The sequence below is a fragment of the Streptomyces kurssanovii genome (genome assembly GCF_040677245.1).
GTDB lineage: Bacteria > Actinomycetota > Actinomycetes > Streptomycetales > Streptomycetaceae > Streptomyces > Streptomyces kurssanovii.
This window is the reverse complement of the sequence record NZ_JBFAQK010000075.1, coordinates 1-26,022: the sequence shown is the minus strand read 5'-3', so window position 1 is coordinate 26,022 and position 26,022 is coordinate 1. Positions and strand designations below refer to the sequence as shown.

18 protein-coding genes are annotated in these 26,022 nt (G+C 70.4%); 4 read left to right on the top strand and 14 right to left on the bottom strand.

Annotation, left to right across the window (positions count from 1 at the left end):
• Positions 1-12: 12 nt before the first annotated feature.
• From AB0K36_RS31680 to proB, 4 genes are all read right to left on the bottom strand, one after another.
• The gene (locus AB0K36_RS31680) at positions 13-636 is read right to left on the bottom strand and encodes an SCO2584 family spore wall biosynthesis protein (RefSeq protein WP_364600802.1); all 624 of its coding nucleotides are present in this window, start codon (positions 634-636) and stop codon (positions 13-15) included.
• 90 nt (positions 637-726) lie between these two features.
• Positions 727-2,019: a glutamate-5-semialdehyde dehydrogenase gene (locus AB0K36_RS31675; RefSeq protein ID WP_364600800.1), complete on the bottom strand. Its 1,293-nt coding sequence runs from the start codon at positions 2,017-2,019 to the stop codon at positions 727-729.
• 150 nt (positions 2,020-2,169) lie between these two features.
• The gene (locus tag AB0K36_RS31670) at positions 2,170-2,772 is read right to left on the bottom strand and encodes a DUF8830 family protein (protein ID WP_364600798.1); all 603 of its coding nucleotides are present in this window, start codon (positions 2,770-2,772) and stop codon (positions 2,170-2,172) included.
• 141 nt (positions 2,773-2,913) lie between these two features.
• Positions 2,914-4,002: a glutamate 5-kinase gene (proB, locus tag AB0K36_RS31665; RefSeq protein ID WP_364600815.1), complete on the bottom strand. Its 1,089-nt coding sequence runs from the start codon at positions 4,000-4,002 to the stop codon at positions 2,914-2,916.
• 427 nt (positions 4,003-4,429) lie between these two features.
• Here proB and AB0K36_RS31660 point away from each other — a divergent pair, with 427 nt between their 5' ends.
• Together AB0K36_RS31660 and rfbC are read left to right on the top strand one after the other, a co-directional pair.
• Positions 4,430-6,583 (top strand): glycosyltransferase family 2 protein, encoded by a 2,154-nt coding sequence (locus AB0K36_RS31660; protein ID WP_364600796.1) that lies wholly within the window; start codon positions 4,430-4,432, stop codon positions 6,581-6,583.
• Positions 6,584-6,647: 64 nt separating this feature from the next.
• Positions 6,648-7,247 (top strand): dTDP-4-dehydrorhamnose 3,5-epimerase, encoded by a 600-nt coding sequence (gene rfbC / locus AB0K36_RS31655; protein ID WP_364600794.1) that lies wholly within the window; start codon positions 6,648-6,650, stop codon positions 7,245-7,247.
• Between the two features lie 61 nt (positions 7,248-7,308).
• Here rfbC and AB0K36_RS31650 read toward each other — a convergent pair whose 3' ends face one another.
• The 10 genes from AB0K36_RS31650 to AB0K36_RS31605 form a co-directional block, all read right to left on the bottom strand.
• Positions 7,309-8,103: an O-methyltransferase gene (locus tag AB0K36_RS31650; RefSeq protein WP_364600792.1), complete on the bottom strand. Its 795-nt coding sequence runs from the start codon at positions 8,101-8,103 to the stop codon at positions 7,309-7,311.
• Between the two features lie 77 nt (positions 8,104-8,180).
• Positions 8,181-9,077, bottom strand: a complete 897-nt coding sequence (rfbD, locus tag AB0K36_RS31645) for a dTDP-4-dehydrorhamnose reductase (protein ID WP_364600790.1) — start codon at positions 9,075-9,077, stop codon at positions 8,181-8,183.
• Entirely contained in the window at positions 9,074-10,060 is a 987-nt protein-coding gene (gene rfbB / locus AB0K36_RS31640) for a dTDP-glucose 4,6-dehydratase (protein ID WP_364600788.1), read from the bottom strand. The genes rfbD and rfbB overlap by 4 nt, the downstream gene beginning before the upstream one ends.
• Positions 10,057-11,124, bottom strand: coding sequence for a glucose-1-phosphate thymidylyltransferase (locus AB0K36_RS31635; protein ID WP_364600786.1), 1,068 nt, complete (start codon positions 11,122-11,124; stop codon positions 10,057-10,059). Before AB0K36_RS31635 ends, rfbB begins: the two co-directional genes overlap by 4 nt.
• Positions 11,125-11,184: 60 nt before the next feature.
• Positions 11,185-12,438 (bottom strand): glycosyltransferase family 2 protein, encoded by a 1,254-nt coding sequence (locus AB0K36_RS31630; RefSeq protein ID WP_364600813.1) that lies wholly within the window; start codon positions 12,436-12,438, stop codon positions 11,185-11,187.
• Positions 12,439-12,618: 180 nt separating this feature from the next.
• The gene (locus AB0K36_RS31625) at positions 12,619-14,688 is read right to left on the bottom strand and encodes a hypothetical protein (RefSeq protein ID WP_364600784.1); all 2,070 of its coding nucleotides are present in this window, start codon (positions 14,686-14,688) and stop codon (positions 12,619-12,621) included.
• Positions 14,689-14,819: 131 nt separating this feature from the next.
• Positions 14,820-16,313: an SDR family NAD(P)-dependent oxidoreductase gene (locus AB0K36_RS31620; protein ID WP_435877978.1), complete on the bottom strand. Its 1,494-nt coding sequence runs from the start codon at positions 16,311-16,313 to the stop codon at positions 14,820-14,822.
• A 227-nt stretch (positions 16,314-16,540) separates the two neighbouring features.
• On the bottom strand, positions 16,541-18,565 hold the full coding sequence (locus tag AB0K36_RS31615) for a glycosyltransferase family 4 protein (RefSeq protein ID WP_364600780.1): 2,025 nt from the start codon (positions 18,563-18,565) through the stop codon (positions 16,541-16,543).
• Positions 18,566-18,793: 228 nt separating this feature from the next.
• On the bottom strand, positions 18,794-19,774 hold the full coding sequence (galE, locus tag AB0K36_RS31610) for a UDP-glucose 4-epimerase GalE (RefSeq protein WP_364600778.1): 981 nt from the start codon (positions 19,772-19,774) through the stop codon (positions 18,794-18,796).
• A gap of 42 nt (positions 19,775-19,816) precedes the next feature.
• Positions 19,817-21,742, bottom strand: coding sequence for a PIG-L family deacetylase (locus AB0K36_RS31605; RefSeq protein ID WP_364600811.1), 1,926 nt, complete (start codon positions 21,740-21,742; stop codon positions 19,817-19,819).
• A gap of 492 nt (positions 21,743-22,234) precedes the next feature.
• Between AB0K36_RS31605 and AB0K36_RS31600 the strand changes: the two genes are divergently transcribed.
• Together AB0K36_RS31600 and AB0K36_RS31595 are read left to right on the top strand one after the other, a co-directional pair.
• Complete coding sequence (locus tag AB0K36_RS31600; RefSeq protein ID WP_364600777.1) at positions 22,235-23,158, top strand: hypothetical protein; 924 nt, start codon at positions 22,235-22,237, stop codon at positions 23,156-23,158.
• Positions 23,155-25,965 carry a stealth conserved region 3 domain-containing protein gene (locus AB0K36_RS31595; protein WP_364600775.1) on the top strand — a complete coding sequence of 937 codons (2,811 nt, stop codon included), beginning with the start codon at positions 23,155-23,157 and terminating at the stop codon, positions 25,963-25,965. Before AB0K36_RS31600 ends, AB0K36_RS31595 begins: the two co-directional genes overlap by 4 nt.
• The last annotated feature ends 57 nt before the right edge of the window (positions 25,966-26,022 follow it).

Here is a 26,022-nt window from a genome sequence, read left to right as displayed (position 1 = left end):
AACGCGGGCGCCTCAGGGAGCCGGTGGCACCGTGGAGACCCGCGGGGCGGAATGTTCGAGCGGCGTGGCTACGGGACCGTTGCCCCGCCCGCTGACCGTGGCTCCCGTCGGTGGTGCGTCCACGCCCGTCCGTGCGGGCTGCGGCACCGGATCCTGGCGGTTGCTGTTCGAGGCTCCGCGGTACACGGCCGTGAAGGCGAGGGCGACCATCCCGATGCCCATCAGCAGGGCCAGCAGCCAGGCCACGGGCCGGTGCCAGCGTGCGGTGCCGCGGTAGGGACGCAGAGCGCCGCCGTGCCGCCCGTACGGGCCTGCCCAGTCGCCGTCGGGGCCCGTGTCCTCGTCGTCCTCGTCGTCGTGGTCGTAGCCGCGACGCCGGTGGCCGGCGGTGTGGCGGCTGTCGTAGAGGTCGTCGTCGGGAGAGTGCCCCCGTGGGCCGGACCGGGCGGCGTCCGCCTCTGCGCGGGCCTCCGCGGCGGCCAGCAACCGCTCCACCGCGGTCGGTTCGTGGATCTTGGCGGCCCGTACGAAGTCCTCGTCGAACACCACGGTGGCGAAGTCCTCGTCCGCGCCCCCGCGGTCGTCGTCAGGCTCCCAGCCGTCCGGGAACGGCTTGCCCCCCACGTCGTCCGGCACGTTCTCAGAGTAGACCGGGGGGCCCGGTTTGGGCAGGGAGAGCGCAAACTCTCCCCGCCCGGGTGACCCGGGGCGCCGCCCCGCTGACGGTCACCTCGTGTGGCCGTCGCCCGTCACGATGTACTTCGTCGAGGTCAGCTCGGGCAGCCCCATCGGACCGCGCGCGTGCAGCTTCTGCGTCGAGATTCCGATCTCGGCGCCGAATCCGAACTGACCACCGTCGGTGAAACGGGTGGACGCGTTCACCGCGACCGTCGTGGAGTCCACCAGCTGGGTGAATCGCCGGGCCGCGGCCTGCGAGGTGGTGACGATCGCCTCGGTGTGACCGGACGACCAGAGACGGATGTGGGCGACGGCCGACTCCAGGGACTCGACGACGGCGGCGGCGATGTCGTAGGAGAGGTACTCCGTCTCCCAGTCCTCCGTGGTCGCGGGCACGATCGTGGCCTTGGTGGCGTCCGCGTACTCGATGACGCGTTCGTCGCCGTGCACGGTCACCCCCGCGTCCGCGAGCGCGTCCAGGGCGCGCGGCAGGAAGGCGGCCGCGACGTCCTCGTGGACGAGGAGGGTCTCCGCGGCGTTGCAGACGCTCGGCCGCTGCGCCTTGGAGTTGATCAGGATCTCGACGGCCATGTCGATGTCGGTCTCGGCGTCCACGTACACGTGGCAGTTCCCGGTCCCCGTCTCGATGACGGGAACGATGGACTCCTCGACGACGGTGCGGATCAGCGAGGCGCCGCCCCGGGGGATCAGCACGTCGACCATGCCGCGGGCCCGCATCAGTTCGCGTACGGAGTCCCGGCTCTCGCCGGGCACGAGCTGCACGGCATCGGCCGGCAGGCCGGAGCCGCCGACCGCGTCCCGCAGTACCCGCACGAGGGCGGTGTTGGAGGAGTACGCGGAGGACGATCCGCGCAGCAGCACCGCGTTGCCCGACTTCAGGCACAGCGCGGCGGCGTCCACGGTGACGTTCGGCCGGGCCTCGTAGATGATGCCGACGACGCCGAGCGGCACCCGCACCTGGCGCAGGTCGATGCCGTTGGGAAGGGTCGAGCCGCGCACCACCTCGCCGACGGGGTCGGGCAGGGCGGCCACATGACGCACGTCGGCGGCGATGGCGCGCACCCGCTCGGGAGTGAGCGTGAGCCGGTCGATGACCGTCTCGCTGGTCCCCGCCTCACGGGCGCGGGCGATGTCCTCGGCGTTCGCCTCGACGATCTCGCTCGTACGGACCTCCAGGGCGTCGGCCATCGCGAGCAGCGCGTCGTCCTTGGCCGATCGAGGCAGAGGAGCGAGGTCGGCGGCCGCCGCGCGGGCCCGGTAGGCCACCTGGGCGACCGGGGACATGTTGTCGTAGGGCGAAACCGAAGAGAGCGACGTCATACAGGAAGCGTAATGCGCCGCCCGCGGGCGGCCCTCCCGTATCCCGCAGTCCGAGACGGACCGCCGGCGCGCGCCGCCCGCCTGGACGACCTCACGCGCCCTGCCTTCGCAGGAGACGGTTCCCGCCCCCGCGCCCCGGCCTGCCCTCCCTCAGAAGGGATGCACACCCACCCGCGCGGCCGCCGGCGGGCCGTAACCCTCCGCGACGCGCTGGTGATAGGTCTGCCGGTCGATGACCTCGAGGCCGACGATCTCCCACGGCGGCAGGTTGGCCGTGGAACGGTGTTCGCCCCACAGCCGCAGGGCGACGGCGGCCGCGTCGTGCAGGTCGCGCGCCTCCTCCCAGTAGCGGATTTCGGCGTGGTCGTTGGCGTACCGGCTGGTGAGCAGGAAGGGGTGGTCGTGGGCCAGCTGCTCGAGGCCGCGGCGGACCTCCTTGAGCGGGGCCTCCCGGCCGGAGACGCTGAGCGTGATGTGCCACAGGCGGGACAGCACACGCTCCTCTTCGGCGGCGCCCGGCCGTGTCCCGGCCTCCACGGTGCCGGCCCCGGTCCCCTGGTCCTGGATCTTCATCCGGTCCCCGCGGGCGGTGTCGCCATCGGCCCGCGCTTCGCCGCGCGCGTCACCGTGCCCGTCGCCGAAGTCGGCCCCCGCCCCGACGCTGGTCAGAGCCCGCTCCTCGCCCACCGACCGGCGGACGCCCGGCAGCTTCCCGTTCCCTCGGGGCGCATCCCCTGGGCGCGCTCGTCTCACCGGCGGCCTCCCTGTTGCTGCGTCGTGCTGCGTCGTCGTGCCGAACCCCGCGTTCCCCCGCAACAAAGTTGACCAGCCCACGGCGGGGCGTGGGGCGGTTTTGGTAAAGGTCTCTGCCAGATGGCGGGACTTTCCGCCTTTTCACGTCTGAAGGACGACCAGATCGTCCCTGTGTACGACTTCCCGCTCGTACTCCGGGCCGAGCTCCTTCCCCAGTTCCCTGGTGGAGCGGCCGGCCATCCGGGGGATCTCCTTGGCGTCGAAGTTGACCAGCCCCCGTGCGACCGGCCGGCCGGCGGCGTCGCGCAGCTCGACCGGGTCACCGGCGCTGAACTCGCCGTCCACCGCGGCGATCCCCGCCGGCAGCAGCGACTTCCTGTTGTCGACGACGGCCCGGACGGCACCGTCGTCGAGGGTGAGGGAGCCCTGCGGTGTCGAGGCGTGGGCGAGCCACAGCAGCCGGTCCGCGGAGCGGCGTCCGGTGGCGTGGAAGTACGTGCCGGTGTCACGGCCCGAGAGCGCGTCGGCGGCGCGGCTCGCGGAGGTGAGGACCACGGGCACGCCGGCGGCCGCGGCGATCCGGGCCGCCTCGACCTTGGTGACCATGCCGCCGGTGCCGACGCCCGCCTTGCCCGCGCTGCCGATCTGCACGTGGGCGATGTCCTCGGGGCCGTGCACCTCCTCGATGCGGCTGGTGTCGGGGCGGGCCGGGTCCCCGTCGTAGAGGCCGTCGACGTCGGAGAGCAGGACCAGCAGGTCCGCCCGTACGAGGTGGGCGACGAGCGCGGCGAGCCGGTCGTTGTCTCCGAAGCGGATCTCGTCGGTGGCGACGGTGTCGTTCTCGTTGACGACCGGGACCGCGCCCATGGCGAGGAGCTGGTCCAGGGTCCGGTAGGCGTTGCGGTAGTGGGCGCGCCGGCTGGTGTCGTCGCTGGTCAGGAGCACCTGGCCGACGCGGACGCCGTAGCGCGCGAAGGACGCGGTGTAGCGGGCGACGAGCAGGCCCTGGCCGACGCTCGCGGCGGCCTGCTGACGGGCCAGATCCTTGGGCCGGCGGGTGAGCCCGAGCGGCGCGAGGCCCGCGGCGATGGCGCCGGAGGAGACGAGCACTATCTCCTTCTCGCCGCCGCTGCGGACCTTGGCGAGCACGTCCACCAGGGCGTCCACCCGGTCCGCGTCGAGCCCGCCGGCGGCGGTGGTGAGGGAGGAGGACCCGACCTTGACGACGATCCGGCGGGCGGCGGTGACGTGCGTCCTCGCCGGGACCGTGCCCGACGGTGCGGCGGAGGCCGGTGGCTGCCCCCCGGGGGCCGCTGCCGAATGCCCCGCTGCCTGCTGTTCCGGGCTCTGTCCGCTCACGCCGTGCCTCGCCTCTGTCACAAGGCCGAATGTATGCCAGCGGCCCTGTCGGGTGCGCGGCCGTTCCGCTCGCTGGACAGCGGTATCCGGCCGCCGGCACCTGTCCCTCGTCACCCGCGTCGGACGGTGCCACGCCGAAACGCACTGGCGGACGGCGCGAGTTGACCGCGCCGATGGTTGTTCGATCCGGCCAACCGCTAGGGTGGCGGGTGGGCGGTGGCACGCGCCCGTTCCGGCGCATGCCTGTCTCCGGCCCGCCACCTTCGACTCCGGTTCCCACAACAGACGGGGCGCAGCTGTGTCGGTCAAAGTGAGTGTCGTCATCCCGGTGTACAACCCGGGGAAGTACATCGACCCGTGCATCGATTCCTTGGTCCGCCAGACCCTGCCGGCCGAGGAGTTCGAGGTCCTGTTCGTCGATGACGGCTCCACGGACGACACCCCGGAGCGGCTCGACAAGCTGGCAGCCGAGCACCCCCACTTCCGGGTGATCCACATCCCCAATTCCGGCTGGCCGGGCAAGCCGCGGAACGTCGGGGTCGCCGAAGCCCTCGGCGAGTACGTCCAGTTCCTCGACCAGGACGACCACCTGGGCACGGACGCGCTGCGCCGCCTCTACGACATGGGGCACAGGAACGGCTCCGACATCGTCATCGGCAAGGTGGCCAGCAACTTCCGCGGCGTGCCGCACGGCGTCTTCCGTACGAACCGCGAGAAGTGCACGCTGCGCGACGCGCCGCTGTTCGACAGCCTCACGCCGCACAAGATGTTCCGCACCGCGTTCCTGCGCGAGCACGGCATCGCCTACCCCGAGGGCAAGCGCCGCCTCGAGGACCAGCTGTACATGATGCGGGCGTACTTCCCCGCCAAGGTCGTCTCGATCCTCGGCACGTACACCTGCTACCACTACTCGAAGCGGGACGACGGCAAGAACGCCGGGTCGGCGAAGCTCGTCCCCGAGGGCTACTACGGCAACCTCCGCGAGGTCCTCGACGTCGTCGTCGCCAACACCGAGCCGGGTCCGCTGCGGGACCGGGTGCTGCGCCGCTTCTACCGGGTGGAGATGCTGGGCCGCCTCAGCGAGCCGGCGGTGCTCAAGTACGACGACGGCTACCTGCGCGAGATGGTGGACGCCGTGCGGCCGCTCGCACTGGAGTACATGGACGACTCCGTGCACGACGGCCTCGGTCCGATGCTGCGGATGCGCTCCACCCTGCTGCGTGAGAACAACGCGGAGGGGCTGGTGCGGCTCGCCCGGCTCGGTTCGTCCGTCAAGGGCTCCGCCCGGCTGGAGGACGTGCGGTGGGAGACCGACGGCCGGATCACGGTGACCATGGCGGGACGGCTGGTCCACGGCGAGCAGCGGCTGCCGTTGAAGCTTCTGAGCCGTGACGAGCGGCTCTACGTGCACCCCGACATCACCTCCGGCTTCCTCCCCGAGGGCGCGCTCCTCGACATCACCGACGATCTCGCCGGCTTCCAGGCCGAGCTGTCGCTGCGTGACCGCGAGAAGGCCGTGGAGTGGCTGTGCCCCACGACGCTGGAGACCCGCGTCGAGATGCTCGACGACGAGGACGACGAGACCGCGGAGGCCGACGGGAACGGGCCGGACGGAGCGGGCCGGACCTGCGAGGTCGTGCTCCGCGGCACCGGTGTGCTGGCCACCCAGGGCAGCCGCAAGGGCCGGGGCAGCCTTCCCCGGGGCTTCTGGGACGCCTGGGTGAGCGTGCGGGGCCTCGGTCTCGTGCGCAAGACGCGGCTGGGCGCGGAGCGTGCCGAGCACGTCGACGGCCAGTGCGTCCCGGCGCTGCTGTCCTCACCCGCCCGCCCCGTGATCCCGTACTTCACCGCCCCGTACGGCAACCTCACCCTCGATGTCTCCCGTCGCGGCAAGAAGCTGGTCCCCTATCTGGAGGGCCGCCCGGTGCTGTGCATGCCGGGGCGTTCGCCGCAGCTTCGGCTCGACCTGGTCACGGCCCCCGCGACCGCTCCCGCGGCCGTGCAGCTCGTGCTGAGCAAGCCGCCGGCCGCGCCCGTCCCCGCTACCGAGGCGACGGGGACGGAGGAGCCGGCGACCTCGGAGGCACCGGACGCCGCGGTCGTCCACGCGTTCCCGTCCACGCTGCGCCCGGTGCACGGTCGTGCCCACCTGCCGGTGCCCCGCCGGGTGGAGGGTGCGCCGGAGGGCACCTGGCAGCTCGGGGTGCGGCTCGACGGCGAGAAGGGCCGGGCGCTGGCGCTGTGTACGGTGGACGTCGATGCCGTCGGCCGTCTCCGGCTGGACGACAGCCTCCCCGCACCGGACCCCGCCCTGCTGCGGACGCTGACGGTGCAGCGCCGCCGGGCGGCGCTGCGCGAGGCGGTGCGCACCGTGGCCGGCCCCGTCGTGCGACGGCTGCCGTCCTCCGGGCGCAGGAAGGTACGCCGGTTCGCGGCGCGGCTGCTCGGATGACCGGCGGACCCGAGGGCCCGGCATCGGCCACCTGACCGCACCACCGGAACGAGGACAGGATCACATGCGGCAGCTCTCCATCACCGGCGCCTGGGTGCACGAGCCGAAGATCTTCCCGGACAGCCGCGGGAGTTTCCACGAGTGGTTCAAGGAAGGCGACTTCGCGAAGGCCGCCGGCCACGGTCTGCGGCTCGCCCAGGCCAACTGCTCCGTCTCCAGCCGCGGCACGCTCCGCGGCGTCCACTTCGCCGACGTTCCGCCGAGCCAGGCGAAGTACGTGAAGTGCGTGCGGGGCGCCGTTCTGGACGTCGTGGTCGACATCCGGGTCGGCTCACCGACCTTCGGGCAGTGGGAGGCGGTCCGTCTCGACGACGTTGACCACCGCAGCGTCTATCTGTCGGAGGGGCTGGGGCACGCGTTCATGGCCCTGACGGACGACGCCACGGTCGTCTACCTCTGCTCCGAGGGCTACGCCCCCGAACGTGAGCACGGTATCGACCCCCTCGACCCCGGTCTGGGCATCGACTGGCCGCAGGACATCGCCCCGGTGCTCTCCGACAAGGACGCCGCGGCGCCGTCGCTGGCGGAGGCGGAGCGTCAGGGCCTGCTGCCGCGGTACGAGGAGTGCCGCGCCTACTACGACGAGCTGGCCGCGCGCGGCTGAACGGCGCGGCACGCAGACGGACGCCCCGGATCCGTCGGATCCGGGGCGTGAGGGGAACGGCTCAGCCCGTGAGCCTCTCGATGCTCCTGCGCACCGGCGCGAAGGCCGAGCGCGGCCGCCGCAGCGTGCGGGCCTTGATCAGGGCGGGCCAGAAGTCGGCGCCGAGCAGCGCCTCCGGCTGGACGGCGTTCTTGCGGACGAGGATCTCCTCGGGGACGTCCTGCGGGTCGGGCACGGCGTACTCTTCGATGATCTTGTCGTACGCGTTCTTGAGGACGGTGCTCTCCGGGTCGGCGCCGAAGATCGCCACGACTCCGGTCGGCGCGGTGTCGACCTCGACGACGAGCAGGTCGGGGCGGTACTTCCGCAGGACCTGGGCGACCTTGTAGACGTCGCCGGCCCAGAACTTGGTGTGCCGGTCGCGCGCGGCCTCGTCGACGTTCCTCGGGAGCATGTCGTCGAGCACGATCACGCTGGACCAGCGTGAATGCCGCTCGACGTTCATGAAGTCGCGGAGCGCGTACTCGAAGAGGTGCATTCCGTCGATGAAGGACAGTTCGAGCTTCGGCTCTCCGCCGAGCACATTCAGCGGGTCCTTGCGGGCAAGGGCGCGGAAGGGATTGCGGCCGGTGCGCAGATGCACCAGCGGGTCCTTGCGCGCGAAAAAGTCGTCACTGGTGGCCCTGACGAGGTGAACATCGCAGCTGATGCTCGTCACGACACGGAACGCGGGGTCGATCGCGACGGAAGGGACCCGGGAGAGTGCCAGACTGCGTCCGTCGTTGACCCCGATTTCGAGATAGTTACGGGGTTTGTACGTGCGGTGCAGTTGACGCAGAAAACCGTGGCGATCCACCGATCGAACCCTTCGCTGGGAATCAAATTGATTGATTCCCAGCGAAGTTAGCGTGTACGCGGCCCGGACGTAAATGTCTACCGGCCAGTAGCACCCGTTCCGCGCTCTGCTTCCACCAGTGCGGGGAACGCTTCTGCGATCGCCTCGCGCCAGTCGCGAACAGGTTCGATCCCGGTGCCCCGCCAGCCTTCGTGCCCCAGGACGCTGTACGAAGGACGGGGCGCCGGGCGTGCGAAGGCCCCGCTGTCCGTCGGCCGTACCCGGTCCGGGTCCGCGCCCAGCAGCCGGAAGATCTCCCTGGTGAAGCCGTACCAGGTGGTCTCGCCCCGGCTGGTGCCGTGGTGGACGCCCGCGGGGACGGTCCCGGCCACCGCCGCCTGCCCCAGCCGCACGAGCAGACCGGCGAGGTCGGCGCTCCACGTGGGCTGGCCGAGCTGGTCGTCGACGACGTCGAGGGTGTCCCTGGCCGCCTCCAGCCGGATCATGGTGCGGACGAAGTTGGGGCCGCCCGCGCCGTAGAGCCAGGCCGTACGGACCACATGACCGGTCTCGGGCAGCAGCTCGAGCACGGCCCGCTCCCCCGCCAGCTTGGTGCGCCCGTAGGCGCTGCGCGGCGCGGTGGGGGCGTCCTCGGCGTAGGGCAGGGTGGCGTCGCCCGCGAAGACGTAGTCGGTGGAGATGTGCAGCAGGACGGCGCCGCTCTCCTTGCAGGCCTCCGCCACGTTCCTCGCGCCGGTGCCGTTGACGGCCAGGGCGGCGTCCTCACGCTCCTCCGCGCCGTCGACGTCCGTCCACGCGGCGCAGTTCACCACGACGGCGGGGCGGTGGGCCGCCAGGCAGGAGCGCACGGCGTCGGGGTCGGTGATGTCCAGGTCCGCGCGCGTGACGGCGACGGCGGGCACGCCCTCCGCGGCCAGCCGGGCGACGACGTCCCGGCCGAGCATGCCGCCGGCGCCGGTGACCAGCCAGCTCACAGCGCCGCACGCTCCTTCAGGGGCTCCCACCAGGCGCGGTTGTCGCGGTACCACTGGACGGTCTCCGCGAGCCCGGTGGCGAAGTCCTTGCGCGGCTCGTAGCCGAGCTCCGCGCGGATCTTGGTGCAGTCGACCGAGTAGCGGCGGTCGTGGCCCTTGCGGTCGGTGACGTACTCGACGCTGGTGTCCCAGTCCGCGCCGCAGGCCTCCAGCAGCAGTCCGGTGAGCTCCTTGTTGGACAGTTCGGTGCCGCCGCCGATGTTGTAGACCTCGCCGGGGCGGCCTTTGGTGCGGACGAGTTCGATGCCCTGGACGTGGTCGTCGATGTGCAGCCAGTCCCGGACGTTGCCGCCGTCGCCGTAGAGCGGGACCTTCCCACCGTCCAGCAGGTTGGTGATGAACAGCGGGATGACCTTCTCGGGGAAGTGGTGGTGCCCGTAGTTGTTGGAGCAGCGGGTCACCCGGACGTCCAGACCGTGGGTGCGGTGGTACGACAGGGCGATCAGGTCGCTGGACGCCTTGGCCGACGAGTACGGCGAGTTGGGCTCGAGCGGGTGCGTCTCCGGCCAGGAGCCCTCGTCGATCGAGCCGTAGACCTCGTCGGTGGAGATGTGGACGAACCGCTCCACGCCGGCCCGGTGGGCGGCGTCGACCAGCGTGTGGGTGCCGAGCACGTTGGTGCGCACGAACTCCGCGCCGCCGTCGATGGAGCGGTCCACGTGCGACTCGGCGGCGAAGTGGACCACCTGGTCGTGCTCCGCCATGAGCTTGCCGACGAGTTCGGCGTCGCAGATGTCGCCCTGCACGAAGCCGAAGCCGGGATGGTCGCGGACCTCGTCGAGGTTGGCCGGGTTGCCCGCGTAGGTGAGTTTGTCGAGCACGGTGACTGCCACGTCGCCCGGCCCGCCGGGGCCGAGCAGCGTGCGGACGTAGTGGGAGCCGATGAAACCGGCGCCACCGGTCACCAGGATCTTCGTTGTCATGAGGAGATCTGTACCTTGCTGTGGTCGCCGAGCACGAGTCGGTGGGAGGACGGGTTGCGTGGAGAGGGCGTGACCTCGACGTCCCGGCCGATCAGCGAGGCCTCCACACGCCGCACTCCGGAGATGGAGGCGCCGCGCAGGACGATGGAGTACTCGATCTCGCTGTCCTGGATCCGGCACGCCTCCGAGACCGAGGTGAAGGGGCCGACGTACGAGTCGCTGATCACCGTGTCACCACCGATGATCGCGGGGCCCACGATGCGGCTGTTGGTGATCCGTGCCCCCTTCTCGATCCGGACCCGGCCGATGATCTCGCTGCTCCGGTCGACCTCGCCGTCGTTGCTCGGCTCCACCGTCTCCAGCACGGAGCGGTTGACCTCGAGCATGTCGGTGACGTTGCCGGTGTCCTTCCAGTAGCCGGCGATGGTCGTCGAGCGCACGTCGCGGCGCTGGTCGATGAGCCACTGGATGGCGTGGGTGATCTCCAACTCACCTCGCCAGGAAGGCTCGATGGACCGCACGGCCTCGTGCACGGCAGGGGTGAAGAGGTAGACGCCGACGAGGGCGAGATCGCTCTTGGGCTCCTTCGGCTTCTCCTCAAGGCCCACGACACGGCCGTCCCCGTCGAGTTCGGCGACACCGAAGGACGTCGGGTCGGGCACCTTGGTCAGCAGGATCTGCGCGTCCGGGCGTTCCGTACGGAACTCGTCGACGAGGCCGGTGATGCCGCCGACGATGAAGTTGTCACCGAGGTACATCACGAAGTCGTCCTCGCCGAGGAAGTCCCGCGAAATGGCGACGGCGTGCGCCAGGCCGAGCGGCTTCTCCTGCGGGATGTAGGTGATTTTCACACCGAATCGGGACCCGTCCCCGACGGCTTCCCTGATCTCGTCGGCGGTGTCGCCGACGATCACGCCCACGTCGGTGATCCCCGCTTCCGCGATCGCCTCGAGGCCGTAGAAGAGCACCGGCTTGTTCGCGACGGGAACCAGTTGCTTGGCCGAGGTGTGCGTGATGGGACGCAGGCGGGTGCCCGCCCCTCCGGAGAGAACGAGTGCCTTCACGATTCATGTCCTCGAGTCGAGTGATGTTCCCCGAGCGGATACCGCTCAGCTCTTTCGACTTTACCCACGGTTCTGCTGCACAGACGCTGTGTTCCGATTCCGGGCGCTGCGCACGAGGCGCCGTACCCGTCTGCGCACCCCGCGCACCACCCGCCGGACGGTGAGGGCCTGCGCCTCCGGCGGCAGGACCCGGCAGTTGCCGGCCCAGTCGGGCACGGTGACGGCGTACAGCGCGTCGGGCAGACCCGCCGCCGCGTCCCTGAAGTGCGGATAGGCGAGATACACGCAGGCCCGGCGTCCCGTCCGGGGCTCACGGACCACCTCGGGGACCGACTTGGCGGCGGCGAACTCCACCATGTCCTTCAGCAGGTCGAGCCGGCCTCTGGCGACGCACTCCAGCACCACCCTGTCCCCCACCCTGACGTGGCCGGCGACACCGTCGTTCCAGTGGCCGGTCATGGCGGCCGCCAGCCGCAGCTTGTCGCGCTGCTCCGATTCCGGTTGCCGCAGGAAGCCCGGGCCGAACTGCTGGAGCAGGCCCACGGTGAACGGCCGGACCATCAGCAGATCGCGGCGCGGCCCCGGCGGCTCCAGCCGGGCGATCACCCGGGTCAGACCGGTCAGCGCCTCGAAGCGGTCCGCGTAGGTCCCGCGCCGGGTGGCGTGTTTGCCGTCCTCGCGGCCGACCAGGTAGTAGCAGTCGTAGTCCGCGACCACGGAGACTCCGTTGCCGGCGAGATACGCCTCCATGGTGAACAGCGAGTCCTCACCCGTGGGGAGACTCTCGTCGAAGGTGAGGCCGAGCCGGCACAGCATCTCGCGCCGGAACAGCTTCTGTGCGCTGAGGGCGTAGATGATCCGTGACGAGTACACATCGGCACGCTCGACGCTCTCGTGGAACATCGAGCGGGGAACGCCGCGCCCCCTGCCGGCCATCCTGCCGAGCACCACGTCCGTCCCGGCGCGGTCCGCCATGGTGACCATCCGGTCCAGCGCCTCGTCGCCGAGGAAGTCGTCGGCGTCGAGGAAGAAGACGTAGCGGCCCCGCGCGAGGGAGAGACCGACGTTGCGCGGACCGCTCGGCCCACCGGAGTTCGCCTGCCGGACCAGCGTGGTGCGCACCTTGCTGCGGGCGGCGAACTCCTCCAGGTACTCGCCCGTGCCGTCCGTCGAACCGTCGTCGACCGCGACGATCTCGATGCGGTCGGCGCCCATGGTCTGCGACTCCACCGACTCCAGGCAGCGGACCAGATACGGCATTGCTTCATAGGCGCCGACGACAACCGTGACGTCGGGCACGAGACTGTCATTCATGGACATACAGACAACCTGAACCGGGCAAAGGTTGCGGCGAACGACCCTCCGGTCAAATGTGCACATCACGCCCGACGCGCGCCGCGGACCATGAAGCGGACCATGAAGCGGGCCATGAAGACGACAGCGGCCCGGTGGCATCCCTGGGGGACGCCACCGGGCCGCTGCGGACGGGTCGCGTCAGCCGCCCACCGCTGTGTCGCCCACGGGCGAGTCGTCGAGCCCGGGCGCCTGCTCGGGGCCCGCGAGCCGCTGCTGCAGCGCCAGATTGCGTGCCTCCGCCTTGGCGGCCAGCGCCTGTACCGCCGCGTCGAACTGCTGGAGGGACGTCGGCTCGTCGGGGCCGAGCAGATACTCCTTGAGCTCCCGCCGGGCCTCGGCCCGGGTGTCCGCCGCGCCGTCGGCGACGGCCGCGAGCAGCTCGTCCAGCTCCGCGGCGCTGTTGGAGAGGATCACAGCGGCGCGCACCGCGGTGTTCTGCCGCCGGAACTCCGCCTCTCCCAGGCCCGCCGAGTCGGTGACCGCGTACGGCTTGCCGCTCGCGATGTAGTCGGAGACCACGCTGGAGATGTCGGAGACCATGCCGTCCGACTCGTTGAAGCAGTCGTACAGGCGCGGCTCGGGACCGGTGATGACCCGGTGCTCCCACCAGCCGAAGGAGCGCCAGTACGCGGCGTTCCACTCGTCCTTGAGCCTCATGATCTCGGCCTCGCGCGCCGGGTCGGCCACCGAGTCGCGGGCCTCCTCCGCCTCGTCCCCGCCGGCCTTGGAGACGCCCGACAGTTCCGCGAGACGTGCTTCGGCGCGCTCCAGCACGAGGCGCGCGGCTGCGTGGTCCGCGGCGTCGGCCTCCGCTTCCGCCGTCCACCGGGGGTCGACCGCCCGGGCCGCGGCGGCCGCCTCCACCAGCGCCCTGATCCGCGCGTCGACGGCCTTGGCCTCCGCGCTTCGGGTGCCGGTGAACGGGTGCGGCTTGTAGATGAGCCGGATGGGCTGCTCGGCGTTCAGCAGCCGCTCCACGATGTTCTCGCCGGCCAGCAGCAGGGACGTGTTGCCGGGGTTGTCGTCCCAGCCCTCCCAGGTGGGGGCGTACAGGACCGTCGGGATCGGCTTCTGCGGCCCGCCCGTCCATGCCCGGATGGGCGCGAGCTGGGGGCGGCCCACCTCGACGATGTCCTCGCCGCGCACACCGACGTCGGCGAGGGCGTACCGGTCGCGGCCGGCCCGGCCGGCGGTCCACACCTCGTCGTAGACCTTGCTGTACGGGTTGACGCTGGCGAGCTTGTCGCTGTCGCCGTGGCCGATGAAGACGTGCTTCATGGTCGGTACGCGCAGCATGTGGATGTTCTTGCCGACGTTGGCGGCGTAGAGAGCGACCCGGACCGTCGACAGGTCCAGGTTCATCAGGTGCACCCCGCCGGGCACACAGATCACCGGGACGGACGTGGCGCCGAGCTGCGGCACGATGTTGCGCTCACGCAGGACGATCAGCGGCCGGCCGTCGATCTTGGCCATGGTGTCGAGCCACATGTTGACCTGGTACGCCGACTCCCTGGAGCCGGAGAAGTAGAGCATCACCGTCGGCTTGTACTCACGCAGCCACGCGTCCACGCCGGCCAGCACCTTGTCCGGCGGCGGCACGAGACGGCCCGGCCGCAGGTGCGGGACGAGCAGCGCCAGGTACACGACCGCGAGGAGGAGCGTGAGCCCGAGTCCGGCGTACGCGAAGACGGTGCGGTCGGTCCCGATGGCGATCAGCACACCGATGAAGGAGAAGACGTCGAGGTGGAGCATCTTCTCCGCCGAGCGGTCCAGCAGCGGGCGCGGCGGCGCGTCCGGGATGCGCACCCGGCTCAGATCGACGTTGCGCGTGACCACGGGCAGTTTGCGGCGCAGCCGGATCAGCGTGACCATCGCGCCGTGCGGCGCCTGGAGACCGTAGAAGCCGAGCAGGCACGCGACCGTCACATAGAAGACGGGCTCCTCCGCGAAGCCCATCCGGGACAGCAGCAGCACGAGCAGCAGCTGGCGGACCAGGAACCGGATCGACAGACCGGCCCGGACCTTGGCGAGTCGGTTGATCAGATAGCTCGACCGCTGGTGCAGGAACTGATCCGCCGCGTACGTCACGGCGACGGCCACTGCGAAGAACCAGAGGCTGGGGATTATCGCCGCGAGCATGACGCAGGGGAATCCCAGCATCAGCAGGAGCGCGGCTGCCAGCTCCGGTCCGCTGCCCACGCGTGCCATGCGAATGGCTTTCGAAATCACGGAAAAACCTGCTCCAAGGGGGTGCCGACGGTTTTCTGCGAAGGACGTTGAGCCCCGCTCGACAGACTAGGGCCCCTGCGGCGACCGCAGAGGCCCCAGCGCATGAGCAATCAGCTGTGTTCCTCGTCCTCGTGGCGGTCGAGGACGGACGCCAGTGCCTGCTCGAACCCGGTCGCCTCCGAGGCGCCTCGGGTCGGGTCCTGCTGCCGGACGTCGATGACGTGACCGGTCAGCTCGGACAGCAGCACGTCGAGCGAGGTACGGGCCACGGCCTCCGACGACAGCAGCGAACCGGCCGGCTCGACGCCGAACGCCTTGGTGCGCATCGGGGTGGCGGTGCGCTCCGGGTTCACGCAGTTCACCCGGACACCGTCGGCGGCCCACTCGTCCGACAGGGCCTGGGTGAGGTTCACCATGGCGGCCTTGGTGGACGAGTACAGGCTGTACTCGGCACGGCCGCGGGTGTAGCTGCTGGAGGTGTAGAGCAGCAACTGGCCCCGGGTCTCCGCGAGATACTTGTGCGAGGCACGCGCGATGTGGACGGGCGCCAGGTAATTGACGTTCAGCGCTTCCTGGATGGCCGCGTTGTCCGTCTCCGCCAGCTTGCCGATGCGCAGCACGCCCGCGGTGTTGATGACGTAGTCGATGCGGCCGCTCTCGGCGTACGCCTTGGAGAGGGCGTCGTCGACGTGTTCGGGGTTCTCGACGTGCGTGCCGGTGGTGGACCGGCCCAGCGCGTACACCTTGGCGCCGTAGGACTCGGCGAGCGAGGCGATGTCGGCGCCGATGCCGTACGAGCCGCCGAAGACGACGACCGTCCTGCCGGTGAGCTGCTCGCGGTACGCCCGCTCGTCGGCCGGGGCCGGGAGGGCGGTCGAGGCGAGCTGGAACAGCTTGTCGGCGATGAACACGTCGACCGGCTGAGTGACCTTCATGTTGTACTCGTCGCCCGCGACGACGTAGATGGGCACGTCCGGCAGGTACCTGAGCACGACCGTACAGTCGTCGGTCGCCTGGAAGTTGGGGTCGGACGCCGCGATCTCGTACGCCTTGCGGATCGTCGACAGCTTGAACGCCTGCGGGGTCTGCCCGCGGCGCAGCCGGGAGCGGTCCGGGACGTCGGTGATGAACTCGCCGTCCTCGCCGTGCGTGCGGGTCACGATGATCGTGTCCGCGGACGGGATGGCGACGTCGACGGCCTGGTAGCGGTCCAGCGCGTCGACACAGTCCTTGATGACCCGCTCGGAGAGCAGCGGGCGGACCGCGTCGTGGAAGAGGACGTTGAGGTCCTCCCCCTCCGCGAGGCCCTCACCGAGAGCGGCGATGGCGCGCTCCGTGGTCTCGCTGCGGGTCGCGCCGCCCTCGAGGACCTTGGTGACCTTGGTCAGCCCGGCCTTCGCGACGATCTTCTCCACTTCCGCGACATATCCGGGCGCCATCATCACGACGACGTCGTCGACGCAGTCGGCCTGTTCGAAAATCGCCAGCGTGTGTTCTATGACCGCCTTACCCGCGATCTTCACCAGCTGCTTGGGAATCGCGAGCCCCACCCGCTGACCGGTACCCCCGGCGAGCAGGACAGCTGTGGTTCGGGATCTGGCCATGTGGTGCACGGACAAGGGGACCAATCTTGCGGGGGCTGGGGACAAGGCCGATGCTGACATTCGTACTCACCGTCCCGCAAGACGGCTGACACCTTGCACACATTCGAATAAACCTGCTGTTCACCCTGGCGTTGCGGGGATGCGCCCCCGAACGGTACCTCTCGCTCAGGTGACTGACGCCACACGTTCGGATGGAGTGAAGTATCACAGAGCGGGAGAAGCGGCACTTACATATCCGCCACATTGAGCGCGAGGTCGTTCGACAGCGTGTAATAAACGTGCACGCGGACCTTCTTTCGTTGCCGCCCCAGCACACGCCGTGCCACAGCACGCGCCAGGCCCGTCTGCCTGCGCTTCCCCAGGACCGCGTCCGGGTATACGAAAATTCGCTGCTTCACCACCAGATCATCGAGCAGCCGGCCGATCCTCACCGGCTTCACAGCGGGGTCACAGCGAATGAAAAAGTCCCACACATCGTTTCCACTCACCTGTGAGGCCGCCGGTACGGAAGAGGAAAAACGGAACCGAAATCCGTCCTTGCCGACCTTTTTGCCGCGGAAATGGATCTCGTCCGCTCCTCCTCCCCGGCGGCGCAGCACCAGCACGGGCGCGCGGGAGACCACGGCCGTACCGAGCATGCTGCCCTCGATGGTCACCCGGGCGCCGTCGATCCGGACGTCCCCCGCCTCGGCGTGGACCGGCCGGTGCCACGCCCGCAGTGCGAGTACGCCGCCCTTGGCCGTGTCCGCGTAAGGAAGGACATGGCGCACCCCCTCGCCGGGCGTCACGCGCTCGGTCGCGCGCAGGGCGCCGCGCTGGTCCACGAGGCGGGCCGCCAGCCGCTGCCCGGGGCCGGCCGCCGGCTCGAGGAAGACGTCCCACACCCCCTCCGGGAAGACCTCGGCGGCCGGGACCGTCACCGACCCCGCCGCGTCCAGGTCGAAGGTCCGCACCTCCTTACGCGCCCCTGTGCGCACGCAGACCAGCCGGGCGCCGCTGTCGCAGCCCGCCGGCAGAGGTGCCACCGGGCGCACCTCCAGCGAACCGTCCGGGGCGACGGTGCAGTCGGCGAGCGGCGCGGTCGCCGGGACGCGGGCGCGCTGCGCCACCTCGGCGGCGAGCTCCTCGAACAGGGTCTCGTACCGCTTGGCCACCACACCGGGGTCGAAGCGGCGCGCGTTGCGCACCGCGGCGGCGGCCATGTCGCGGCGCAGGTCCTCGTCGTCGACGAGCCGCAGCAGCCCCCGGGCCATGGCCCCGGCGTCGCCGACCGGGACGAGCAGTCCGTCGACGCCGTCCTGGATGATCTCGCGCGGGCCGTAGTCGCAGTCGGCGCTCACCACCGGCACACCGCAGCGCATCGCCTCCACCAGCGTCATGCCGAACGACTCGTGACGGGACGCGGACGCGGCGACGGCCCCCTTGACCCACTCCGACTCGATCGGCGAGCAGGGGCCCATCAGGTGGATCTCGTTGTAGAGGCCGAGCTTGTGGATCCGGGCCAGCAGCGCGTCCCGCTGGTCGCCGGACCCGTAGATACGCAGCGTCCAGCCGGGCCGTACGGCGACGACCCTGGCGAACGCGTCGATCAGTACGTCGAACTGCTTCTCCGCCCCCAGCCGGCCGGCGGCCACGATCGTCCGGCCCGTGCCGTCGGAGGGGCGCACGGCGGGCTCGGGAACGCTGTTCGGGATCGAGAGCACCCGCGTGCTGCGCAGCGGCATCTTGTCGCGCCAGGCCTTCGCGTCACCCTCGGAGACCGTCACGAAGGCGTCGATCGCGTCGAGATGCTCGTACATCTCCTCGCGCAGCGCGGCCTTGTGGTGGTTGTGCGTCATGTGTTCCTGGCCGATACGGACCGCGGAGGGGGGCGCGAACTGCGCGACGTAGGCCACCAGCCCGGGCCGGGTGCCGATGACGACGTCCGCGTCGGAGGCGGCGTAGTGGGCCCGGACCCGGTCGTCGACGAGCCGGTTGTACTCCTTGTACCGGGCCTCGGAACGGGGGAAGGCCCGGGACGGCTCGGCGAACAGCGGGTCGTGCCGGTCGCTCCGGGGATTGGCCGGCCGGATGTCGACCATGGGAACGACGGTGATCCGGGGATCGATCGGGAACGCCGGCGGGTCCCGGTGCCGGAACACCGAGACGATCTCGACCTCGTGCCGGTCGGCCAGCTCCTCGGCCAGGTTCAGCGTCGTGCGGATGGTCCCGCCGATGCCGTAGATGGTGTGGATGAGGAAGGAGATCTTCACCGTGGCTCCGTTCGGATCCGCTCCGGGACGGACCACGGTATGTCCGGCTGGCGACGTCCAGCAGGAATTACACCTACTCGAGTGATGCCCCGTCACCTCATGGGCAGTGACGGGCGGACAGCGCACCCCGCCTCCGCTGAACGAGAAAACCCGGGCCGACGGCGGCGCGCGGCGGTCGTCGGCCCGGGCCCGAGGGATCCCGGCGGTGTACGGGAGGTTCTACGGAGTTCAGCGCTCCTGGCCGGGGTGCCGCAGGCGCCAGCCCTGCCACGCCGACTCGACCATCTGCCGGACGTCGTACCGGGCGCTCCAGCCCAGCTCCTTGCGGATCAGCTCGGCCGAGGCCACCACCCGCGCCGGGTCTCCCGGGCGACGGGGCGCGATCTCTGCCTCGGTGGCCGTGTGGCCGCTGACCTCGCGGATGAGGTCCACCATCTCGGCGACCGACACGCCCTCTCCGCGGCCGATGTTCAGGACCAGTTCCGCGGAGGGGTCCTCGACCAGCCGGCGTGCTGCCGCCACATGCGCGGACGCGATGTCCTCGACGTGGATGTAGTCGCGCACACAGGTGCCGTCCGGAGTCGGATAGTCGTTCCCGAAGATCAGCGGCGACCGGCCCTGGTCAAGTCGCTCGAAGACCATGGGCACGAGGTTGAAGATGCCGGGGTCGCCGAGCTCGGGGGACGCGGCGCCGGCCACGTTGAAGTAGCGGAGCGAGGCGGTGGCCATGCCGTGCGCCCGGCCGGCCCCGCGCACCAGCCACTCGCCGGCGAGCTTGGTCTCGCCGTAGGGACTCATGGGAGCGCATTCCGTCTGCTCCGTCACCAGGTCGACGTCGGGCATCCCGTAGACGGCGGCGGACGAGGAGAACAGGAACCGGCGGACCCCTGCCTCCGCCGCGGCCTCCAGGAGCGTCTGGAGGCCGGTGACGTTCTCCTTGTAGTAATGCAGCGGGCGCTCGACTGACTCGCCGACCTGCTTCTTCGCCGCCACGTGGACGATGCCCTGGACCGCGTGGTCCCGCAGTACGCGATCCACCAGTTCCCTGTCCAGCACGGAACCGCGCTCCAGCGGTACACCGGCGGGGAGCCTCGCCGGGTCGCCTGTGCTGAGGTCGTCGAGAACGACCACGCGCTCCCCGCATTCGGTGAGGGCCTTCACCACGTGAGAACCGATGTAGCCCGCACCGCCTGTGATCATCCACGTCATCCGGTCATTCTAGGAGACCGGCGGGCACGTCCTCGTCCCACCTCAGGCGCTCCCCGGCTCCGTCCCAAGCTGTGTGACCACGGGCACACCCCCGAGCCCGAGTGTGACGACAGCCGCCCGGCCGCTGCCAGGATCGCCCAGAGTCCCTGCCGTCCCCACCATCACGGACGGAGCTCCCGTCATGACCACTCTGCCGCCCAGACCGTCGTACACCTGCGCCGCGCCGGTTCCGGCCCTGACGGCCATGAGCAGCTCCTCCGCGCGGGCATCGCGGCCACCGAGGAGACCGACCCGCCCGTAACCGGGCACGGGCACCGCTGTCACTGTCGCCCAGCGGCCCGCCTTGCCGGAGCCGAGACGCTCGACCATGACACGGTGGCCGGCCGCCTGCCGATAGCCGACCAGCACCGAGCCGTCCGAGGCGGTGACCGCGTCGGGGACGTCCCCCGGCCGGGCCACGAACCTGCGCGACCCCTTGCGCAGTCCGGCGGACGGCTTGCGCTGCGCCCAGTGCTCGACCCAGCCGGACGAGGAGGCGAAGAGGTGGATGAGCCCGTCGCCGTCCACCGTGGCCGTGAGCCCTTCCTGTATGTGCCCGCCGGGCAGCCGACGCCAACCCGACCAGTTGCCGTCCCCGTCGAGCACACGGGTGCTCACGCCCTTTCTCCCGTTCCGTACGAAGACATGGACCCGGCCGTCGGGCCCTGTCACCGCTGCCGGCGGCCCGGTGAGCCTGCCGCGCCGCGGCTCCGTCTCAGGATTGCCGAGGCTGTGCCAGCCGGTGTCGAAGTCACCCCCCGGCGTTCGTTGACGAAGCATGACGATCTCGCGGGTGTTGCCCGACACGCTCGCAGCCAGGCCGGAGAAACGCAGCGCGAAGATCAGGCAGCGGCCGTCCGGGGCGGTGGCGACGGCTATCGCGGGTGCCAGGGGGCCACCCCCGAGGTCCTCCGGGGCTCCCAGCCCTCCGGCGGTCGTAGCCGTCCATCGTGCGAGGCGGCTCCCCAGGACGCCGTACACCACCGTCCGCCCGTCGGCGCCGGTGACGGCCTTCGGACCGGCGGTGGGATAACGGCGGTGAGTGCTGCGCACCCATCCCCGCTTCGACGTCAGAACGCGGTCCCCGCCGATCGAATAGTCACCGCAGCCGGACGGGTTGCCGCACTCCCAGGAAGCGTCACCGCCGTAGGCATTGAGGTGCCGGGTCTTGCGGGCGACCGTCTCCGGCGGCAGGTTCTTCGGCCAGCGCTCGTTGTAGTAGCCCCGGTACGTCTCCGTCTGGAACAACGGGATCCTGGTGCTGTGTCCGGCCCATCTGGCCAGCGCGGCCCAGGTGAAGAGCGCGGCAGCAGTGTGGTCGGGGTGGTCCGAGTAGCCCGGTTGATCGCTGGCGCGCGGATGCAGCCGGTCGTGCACCTGGGAGTCCGGGTCGGGGTCGAGCGTGCGTATCAGCGTGGGCCGGTAGCGCCGGAGCAGAGAGACAAGGGCATCGATCACGTCCGCCCGGCGGTAGGAGAAGGGCGCACCGACGGGGGACCCGGGCGTGGGAAGCGCCGGGAGACTGACATCGGGAGTGGTCCAGAGGTGCGCCATGTTGACGGGCCTGCCGTCGTTCTTCGCATGCATCCGGAGGTTGAGGAAAATCAGTTCCGCAGACCTTCCCTGATGCTCGAGCCGATCGAGCTCGACCTCCCGGCCACCGGGGAGCCGCAGGGTGGTGCGCTCCCAGGTACTGAACAGCGGCGCCCCGAGCATCTGCGCGTACGCCTGCCGCAGACCCTGCTGGCGTGCCGAGACGTACGCCGGAACGTCCGGCCGTGGCTTCGGCCGGCCCGGAACCGCGTTCACGCCGAAGGAGCCGCCGTCCGTGAGATACACGGTGGTCACCGGCACTCCGCTCGACAGCGTGTCCGCGGTGTCGGGGTTCATGAAGAACAGGTCGTCGTCCGGATGCGCCACGAACTGCATCACGCGCGCGCGTCCCGGGCGGGCGAACCCGATCCGCTGTTCCCCGCCCGGTCGCTCGGCCGGCGTGCCGGAACCGTCCGCACCCGCCGGTGCGTCTGAAGCTGGCGAGCGGGTTGCCGCGGCGGTGCAGCCGCCCACCAGGGGCACTGCCGAAGCACCCGCCAGACACGCCAGTACGGCACGCCGGGACGGCGCGGGATAATGCGATTCGGTCCTGCCCATGGCTCCTTCTCCCCCTCTGTGGCGGTCAAGCAAGATCGCCACAGGAGAAGAGGAGTAAGAGATGGTCAGGTTTCACGCGATCACGTGATCGTCATCACATAAGGGTCAAATTGTGAGTCAACTTGCCGATGCTGCTCATTCTTGGCACCATGCGACGCTGACCATCAGCTCTGAGTGGAAGCCGGGATCGCCGTGAGTGACTCACTGCTGCCCTATGCGGTGGGCGCTGCCAAACGTGCTCGCCGGGCCGCCGTCCGAATACGCCGTCGCGTGGAGCAGCTGCACACGGTCCCGACGATCAGCGGCGGGATCCGCCCTCGCGCGCAGCTCCGGCCCGTCCACTACTCGGTCACCAACGGCCGGACCCTGAACTTCGCCGTCGCCGTCCCGGGGCGCCAGGTCGCTTCCGCCGCTCTGCTGCTCATCCACAGAACCTCTCGCGAACAGGTACCCCTGGAGCTCGAGCCGCAGCACGACGGCACCCTGCTGCTCACCGCGACGGTACCGCTGCGCCATCGTGACGCACAGGAGCCCGCGAACCGCGGCCCCGCCCTGGGCACCGGCATCTGGAGACTCGCGGTCCTGATCACCACCGCCGACGGACAGACGCATCGCACCAAGGTCACCGCCCCCGCGCCGCCGGAGCTGTCGGACGGTCCGACCCTGCCGTACTCCCCCTCGCCGACGAGCGGTGCGTGGTTCCGTCCCGTCCGTTCCGTCGACGGCTTCGCGCTGCTGAAGGTCAGGTCGCCCCGCCCTCACGCCGAACTCAGCTCGTTCGACCTGCGATGGGACCGGGTCACCGTGCACGGCAGGCTCATCGGCTGCGCTCCCTCGGAAGCCTCGGGGACGGTCGAGGCCGTTGTGCGCCGCGGCAACCAGAAGACTGTCACCACCAGACCAAAGTGGCAGGGCGACCGGTTCACCTTCGATGTGCCCCTCGCCAAGATGGGCGGGGGGACAGCACGGACCTGGGACATGTACCTGCGGCTCGGCAGGAGCCGGCTCAGGATCGCCCGCCGCCTGACCGATGTCCGTCATCCCCGGCAGGTCCACCGCACGCCGTTCCGTATCGTCGCCCTCGACAACGGCTCTCTCCTGCGGGTGCACGCTCATCTCACGGCGGCCGGCGCGCTTTCCGTCAGCTGTGCCGAACTCGTACCCGCGCCCCGCAGCACAGAGGAAGTCGCATGAAGATCACGTTTCTGCTCACCTGGGGCGATGAGATGGGCGGCACCGAGATGGCCGCCTACACCCAGGCGATCCATCTTGCTCCACGCCACGAGGTGGAAGTTCTCAGCGTCTTCAAGACCCGGCAGGAACCGTTCTTCGCAGCCGCCCGAAAGGTCGAGCGGCGCTACCTGGTGGACCGGACGGACGGGCGCGAACGACCCGTACGCGACTCCGCGCTCGACGCGGAGGCCTGCCGCACGCTGGCCTCCCTGCCCAGCGAGATCATCAAGCCGGCGTGGGAGAGCACCTTCAACCGCCTCTCCGACGTGGAGATGACGAGGGCACTCGGCTCGCTGGACACCGACGTCCTCGTCACGACCACGCCGGCGCTCATGGCCGCCGTCGCCGACCTCGCACCGGCGCGTGTCGTCACCGTGCACCAGGAGCACCGCGCCTCCCAGCTCCGCGGCGTCTCCGGTGAGCCTCTTCTCGTCTACGCGCCCCGCATCGACGCCCTCGTCTCGCTCACCGAGCGCACGAACGACTGGTTCGCCGACTCCCTCAAGGACGCCGCGCCCGAGCTGGTCGCCATCCCGAACGCGGTCCCCGACGGCTTCCGCCCGCGGTCCGACCTGGAGAGCAGGACCATCGTCCTGGCTGCCCGGATGACTCCGGAGAAGCAGCTGGACCACGCCATCCATGCCTTCCACCGGGTCTCCGCGGACTTCCCCGACTGGACGCTGCGCATCTTCGGTGACGGTCCTCAGCAGGTGCGGCTGCGTCGCCTCGTAGAGGGCCTCGGCCTGCACTCGCAGGTCGAACTCATGGGCCGCTCCGACCAGATGGAGCAGGAGTGGGCGAAGGCTTCACTGTGCCTGCTGCCGTCGCGCAACGAGGCCTTCCCCCTGGTGCTGCTGGAGGTGTTCGCCGCAGGGGTTCCGGTGATCGCCTACGACATCGTGACCGGCCCCGCCGAGATCATCCGCCACGACGTCGACGGACTGCTGGTACCGCCGGGTGACATCGACTCACTGGCAGCGGCGATGTCCCGCCTGATGGAGGACGACGCCACTCGGCACGCCTTCGGCAAGGCGGCCAGGACCGGGGTCGACGAGCGCTTCTCCGGCGAGAAGATCACGGCGCAGTGGGAGGAGCTTTTCGAGCGCCTCGTCGCCCGGCGTGACTCTCCGAAGCGCCTCGCCGACCGTGCCGATCGCACCGCCATGCGCATCGCCCAAGGCGGTACCAAGAGCTTCAGCGTCGCCGCCCCCGTCTCCTTGCTGGCGAACTCCACGGACGAGCAGAAGGCTCGCGAGGTACTGATCCAGGCACAGAACCGGTCACTCATCCGCTCCGCCGGCCGTCTCGCCGAAGAGCGGGACGACATCGACGGGCCGACGATGGCCAACCTCAACCTGGAGATAACCGCCAAGGCCTTCGAGGACTCGGGTGTCCCCTTCGTCCTCGTCCGCAACGACGGCCTCGCGCACCTTCTGGCCGTGCCCGTCGAGCAGCGCGCCCGTGCCCTCCAGGCGCTGGCGACCCAGTTGCAGGGCAAGCCCGTCTATGGTGAGCTGATCACCCCGCGGGGTGCCGCACCCGGCGCCGTGCTGGCCGAACGGCTCGAAGGCGTCGGTGAGATCGCCGGTGTACGGGTCTTCAAGCCGGTGACGAGCGAGAGCCGGACGCTGCGCTACGGCCCCGCGTACGGGTGCACCGTCGAGTTCTGGGACGAGGACGACGACGGCTGGCGGAACAGCCCGCGTTCCAACACGCTCCTCGGACGCCGTCTGCCCTCACTGGAGCCCACGGCCAAACTCCAGGTCGGGGAGCACGACTATCCGACGCTGACCCAGTTCACCAAGCAGCTGATGTGGGACGTGGACTTCCCCGTCGACGTCGTCTACACGTGGGTCGACGACACCGACCCGGCGTGGCGGGCGCGGCGCGACAACGTCCGCCGCCGTCTGGACATGCCGGTCGACGACGCCGACAGCGGCGACGTCCGCTTCCGTAACCGGGACGAACTGCGCTACTCCCTGCGGTCACTGGCCATGTTCGCGCCGTGGGTGCGCAACATCTACCTCGTGACGGACGACCAGGCCCCGGAATGGCTGGACACCGATCAGCCCGGCATCGAGGTGGTCAGCCACCGCGACATGTTCCCGGACCAGTCGTGGCTGCCCACGTTCAACTCGCATGCCATCGAGAGCCAGCTGCACCGCATCGACGGACTGGCCGAACACTTCCTCTACTTCAACGACGACGTGTTCATCGGCCGCCCGCTCTCGGCCGGTTCGTTCTTCCTCAGCAACGGTGTCGCGAAGCTGTTCCGTTCGCCGACCCCCGTCCCGCCGAGCGAGCCGTCGCCGGACGACGAGGGTTACTTCGCCGCCGCGAAGAACAACCGGGCCCTGCTGGAGGAGGCGTTCGGCCGGGTCGCCACCCACGGCTTCCTGCACGCCCCCCACCCACTGCGCCGCAGTGTGCTCTCGGAGATCGCCGAGCGGTTCCCCGAGGAGGTCTCGGCGACGGCCCGTAATCCGTTCCGCGCCAACACCGACCTGTCGATCACCTCGTCGCTGCACCACCACTACGGCTACCTGACGGGCCGCTCCGTGCCGTCCGCCATCTCCTGCAGCTACATCAACGTCGGCAACTACGAGCACCACTCGGTGCTCAGCAGGCTGCTGGCCGCCCGGAGCCACGACGTCTTCTGCATCGGGGAGTCCGCGGACGCCGAGGTGCCCGTCGACGAGCAGGACCGCGTGCTGCGCGCCTTCCTCAACGCCTACTTCCCGGTCCCGTCGCGGTTCGAGCGGAGCTGAGGCGACAGCGCATGAAGGAGGGGCTCCTCGTCCGTACGGACGAGGAGCCCCTCCTTC

Excerpts from the sequence above, each read along its gene's own strand:
- AB0K36_RS31675 (WP_364600800.1), bottom strand. The coding sequence starts at position 2,019 with ATGACGTCGCTCTCTTCGGTTTCGCCCTACGACAACATGTCCCCGGTC.
- rfbC (WP_364600794.1), top strand. The coding sequence starts at position 6,648 with ATGCGGCAGCTCTCCATCACCGGCGCCTGGGTGCACGAGCCGAAGATC.
- rfbB (WP_364600788.1), bottom strand. The coding sequence starts at position 10,060 with ATGACAACGAAGATCCTGGTGACCGGTGGCGCCGGTTTCATCGGCTCC.
- AB0K36_RS31630 (WP_364600813.1), bottom strand. The coding sequence starts at position 12,438 with ATGAATGACAGTCTCGTGCCCGACGTCACGGTTGTCGTCGGCGCCTAT.
- AB0K36_RS31625 (WP_364600784.1), bottom strand. The coding sequence starts at position 14,688 with ATGGCACGCGTGGGCAGCGGACCGGAGCTGGCAGCCGCGCTCCTGCTG.
- AB0K36_RS31620 (WP_435877978.1), bottom strand. The coding sequence starts at position 16,313 with ATGGCCAGATCCCGAACCACAGCTGTCCTGCTCGCCGGGGGTACCGGT.
- galE (WP_364600778.1), bottom strand. The coding sequence starts at position 19,774 with ATGACGTGGATGATCACAGGCGGTGCGGGCTACATCGGTTCTCACGTG.
- AB0K36_RS31605 (WP_364600811.1), bottom strand. The coding sequence starts at position 21,742 with ATGCAGTTCGTGGCGCATCCGGACGACGACCTGTTCTTCATGAACCCC.
- AB0K36_RS31595 (WP_364600775.1), top strand. The coding sequence starts at position 23,155 with ATGAAGATCACGTTTCTGCTCACCTGGGGCGATGAGATGGGCGGCACC.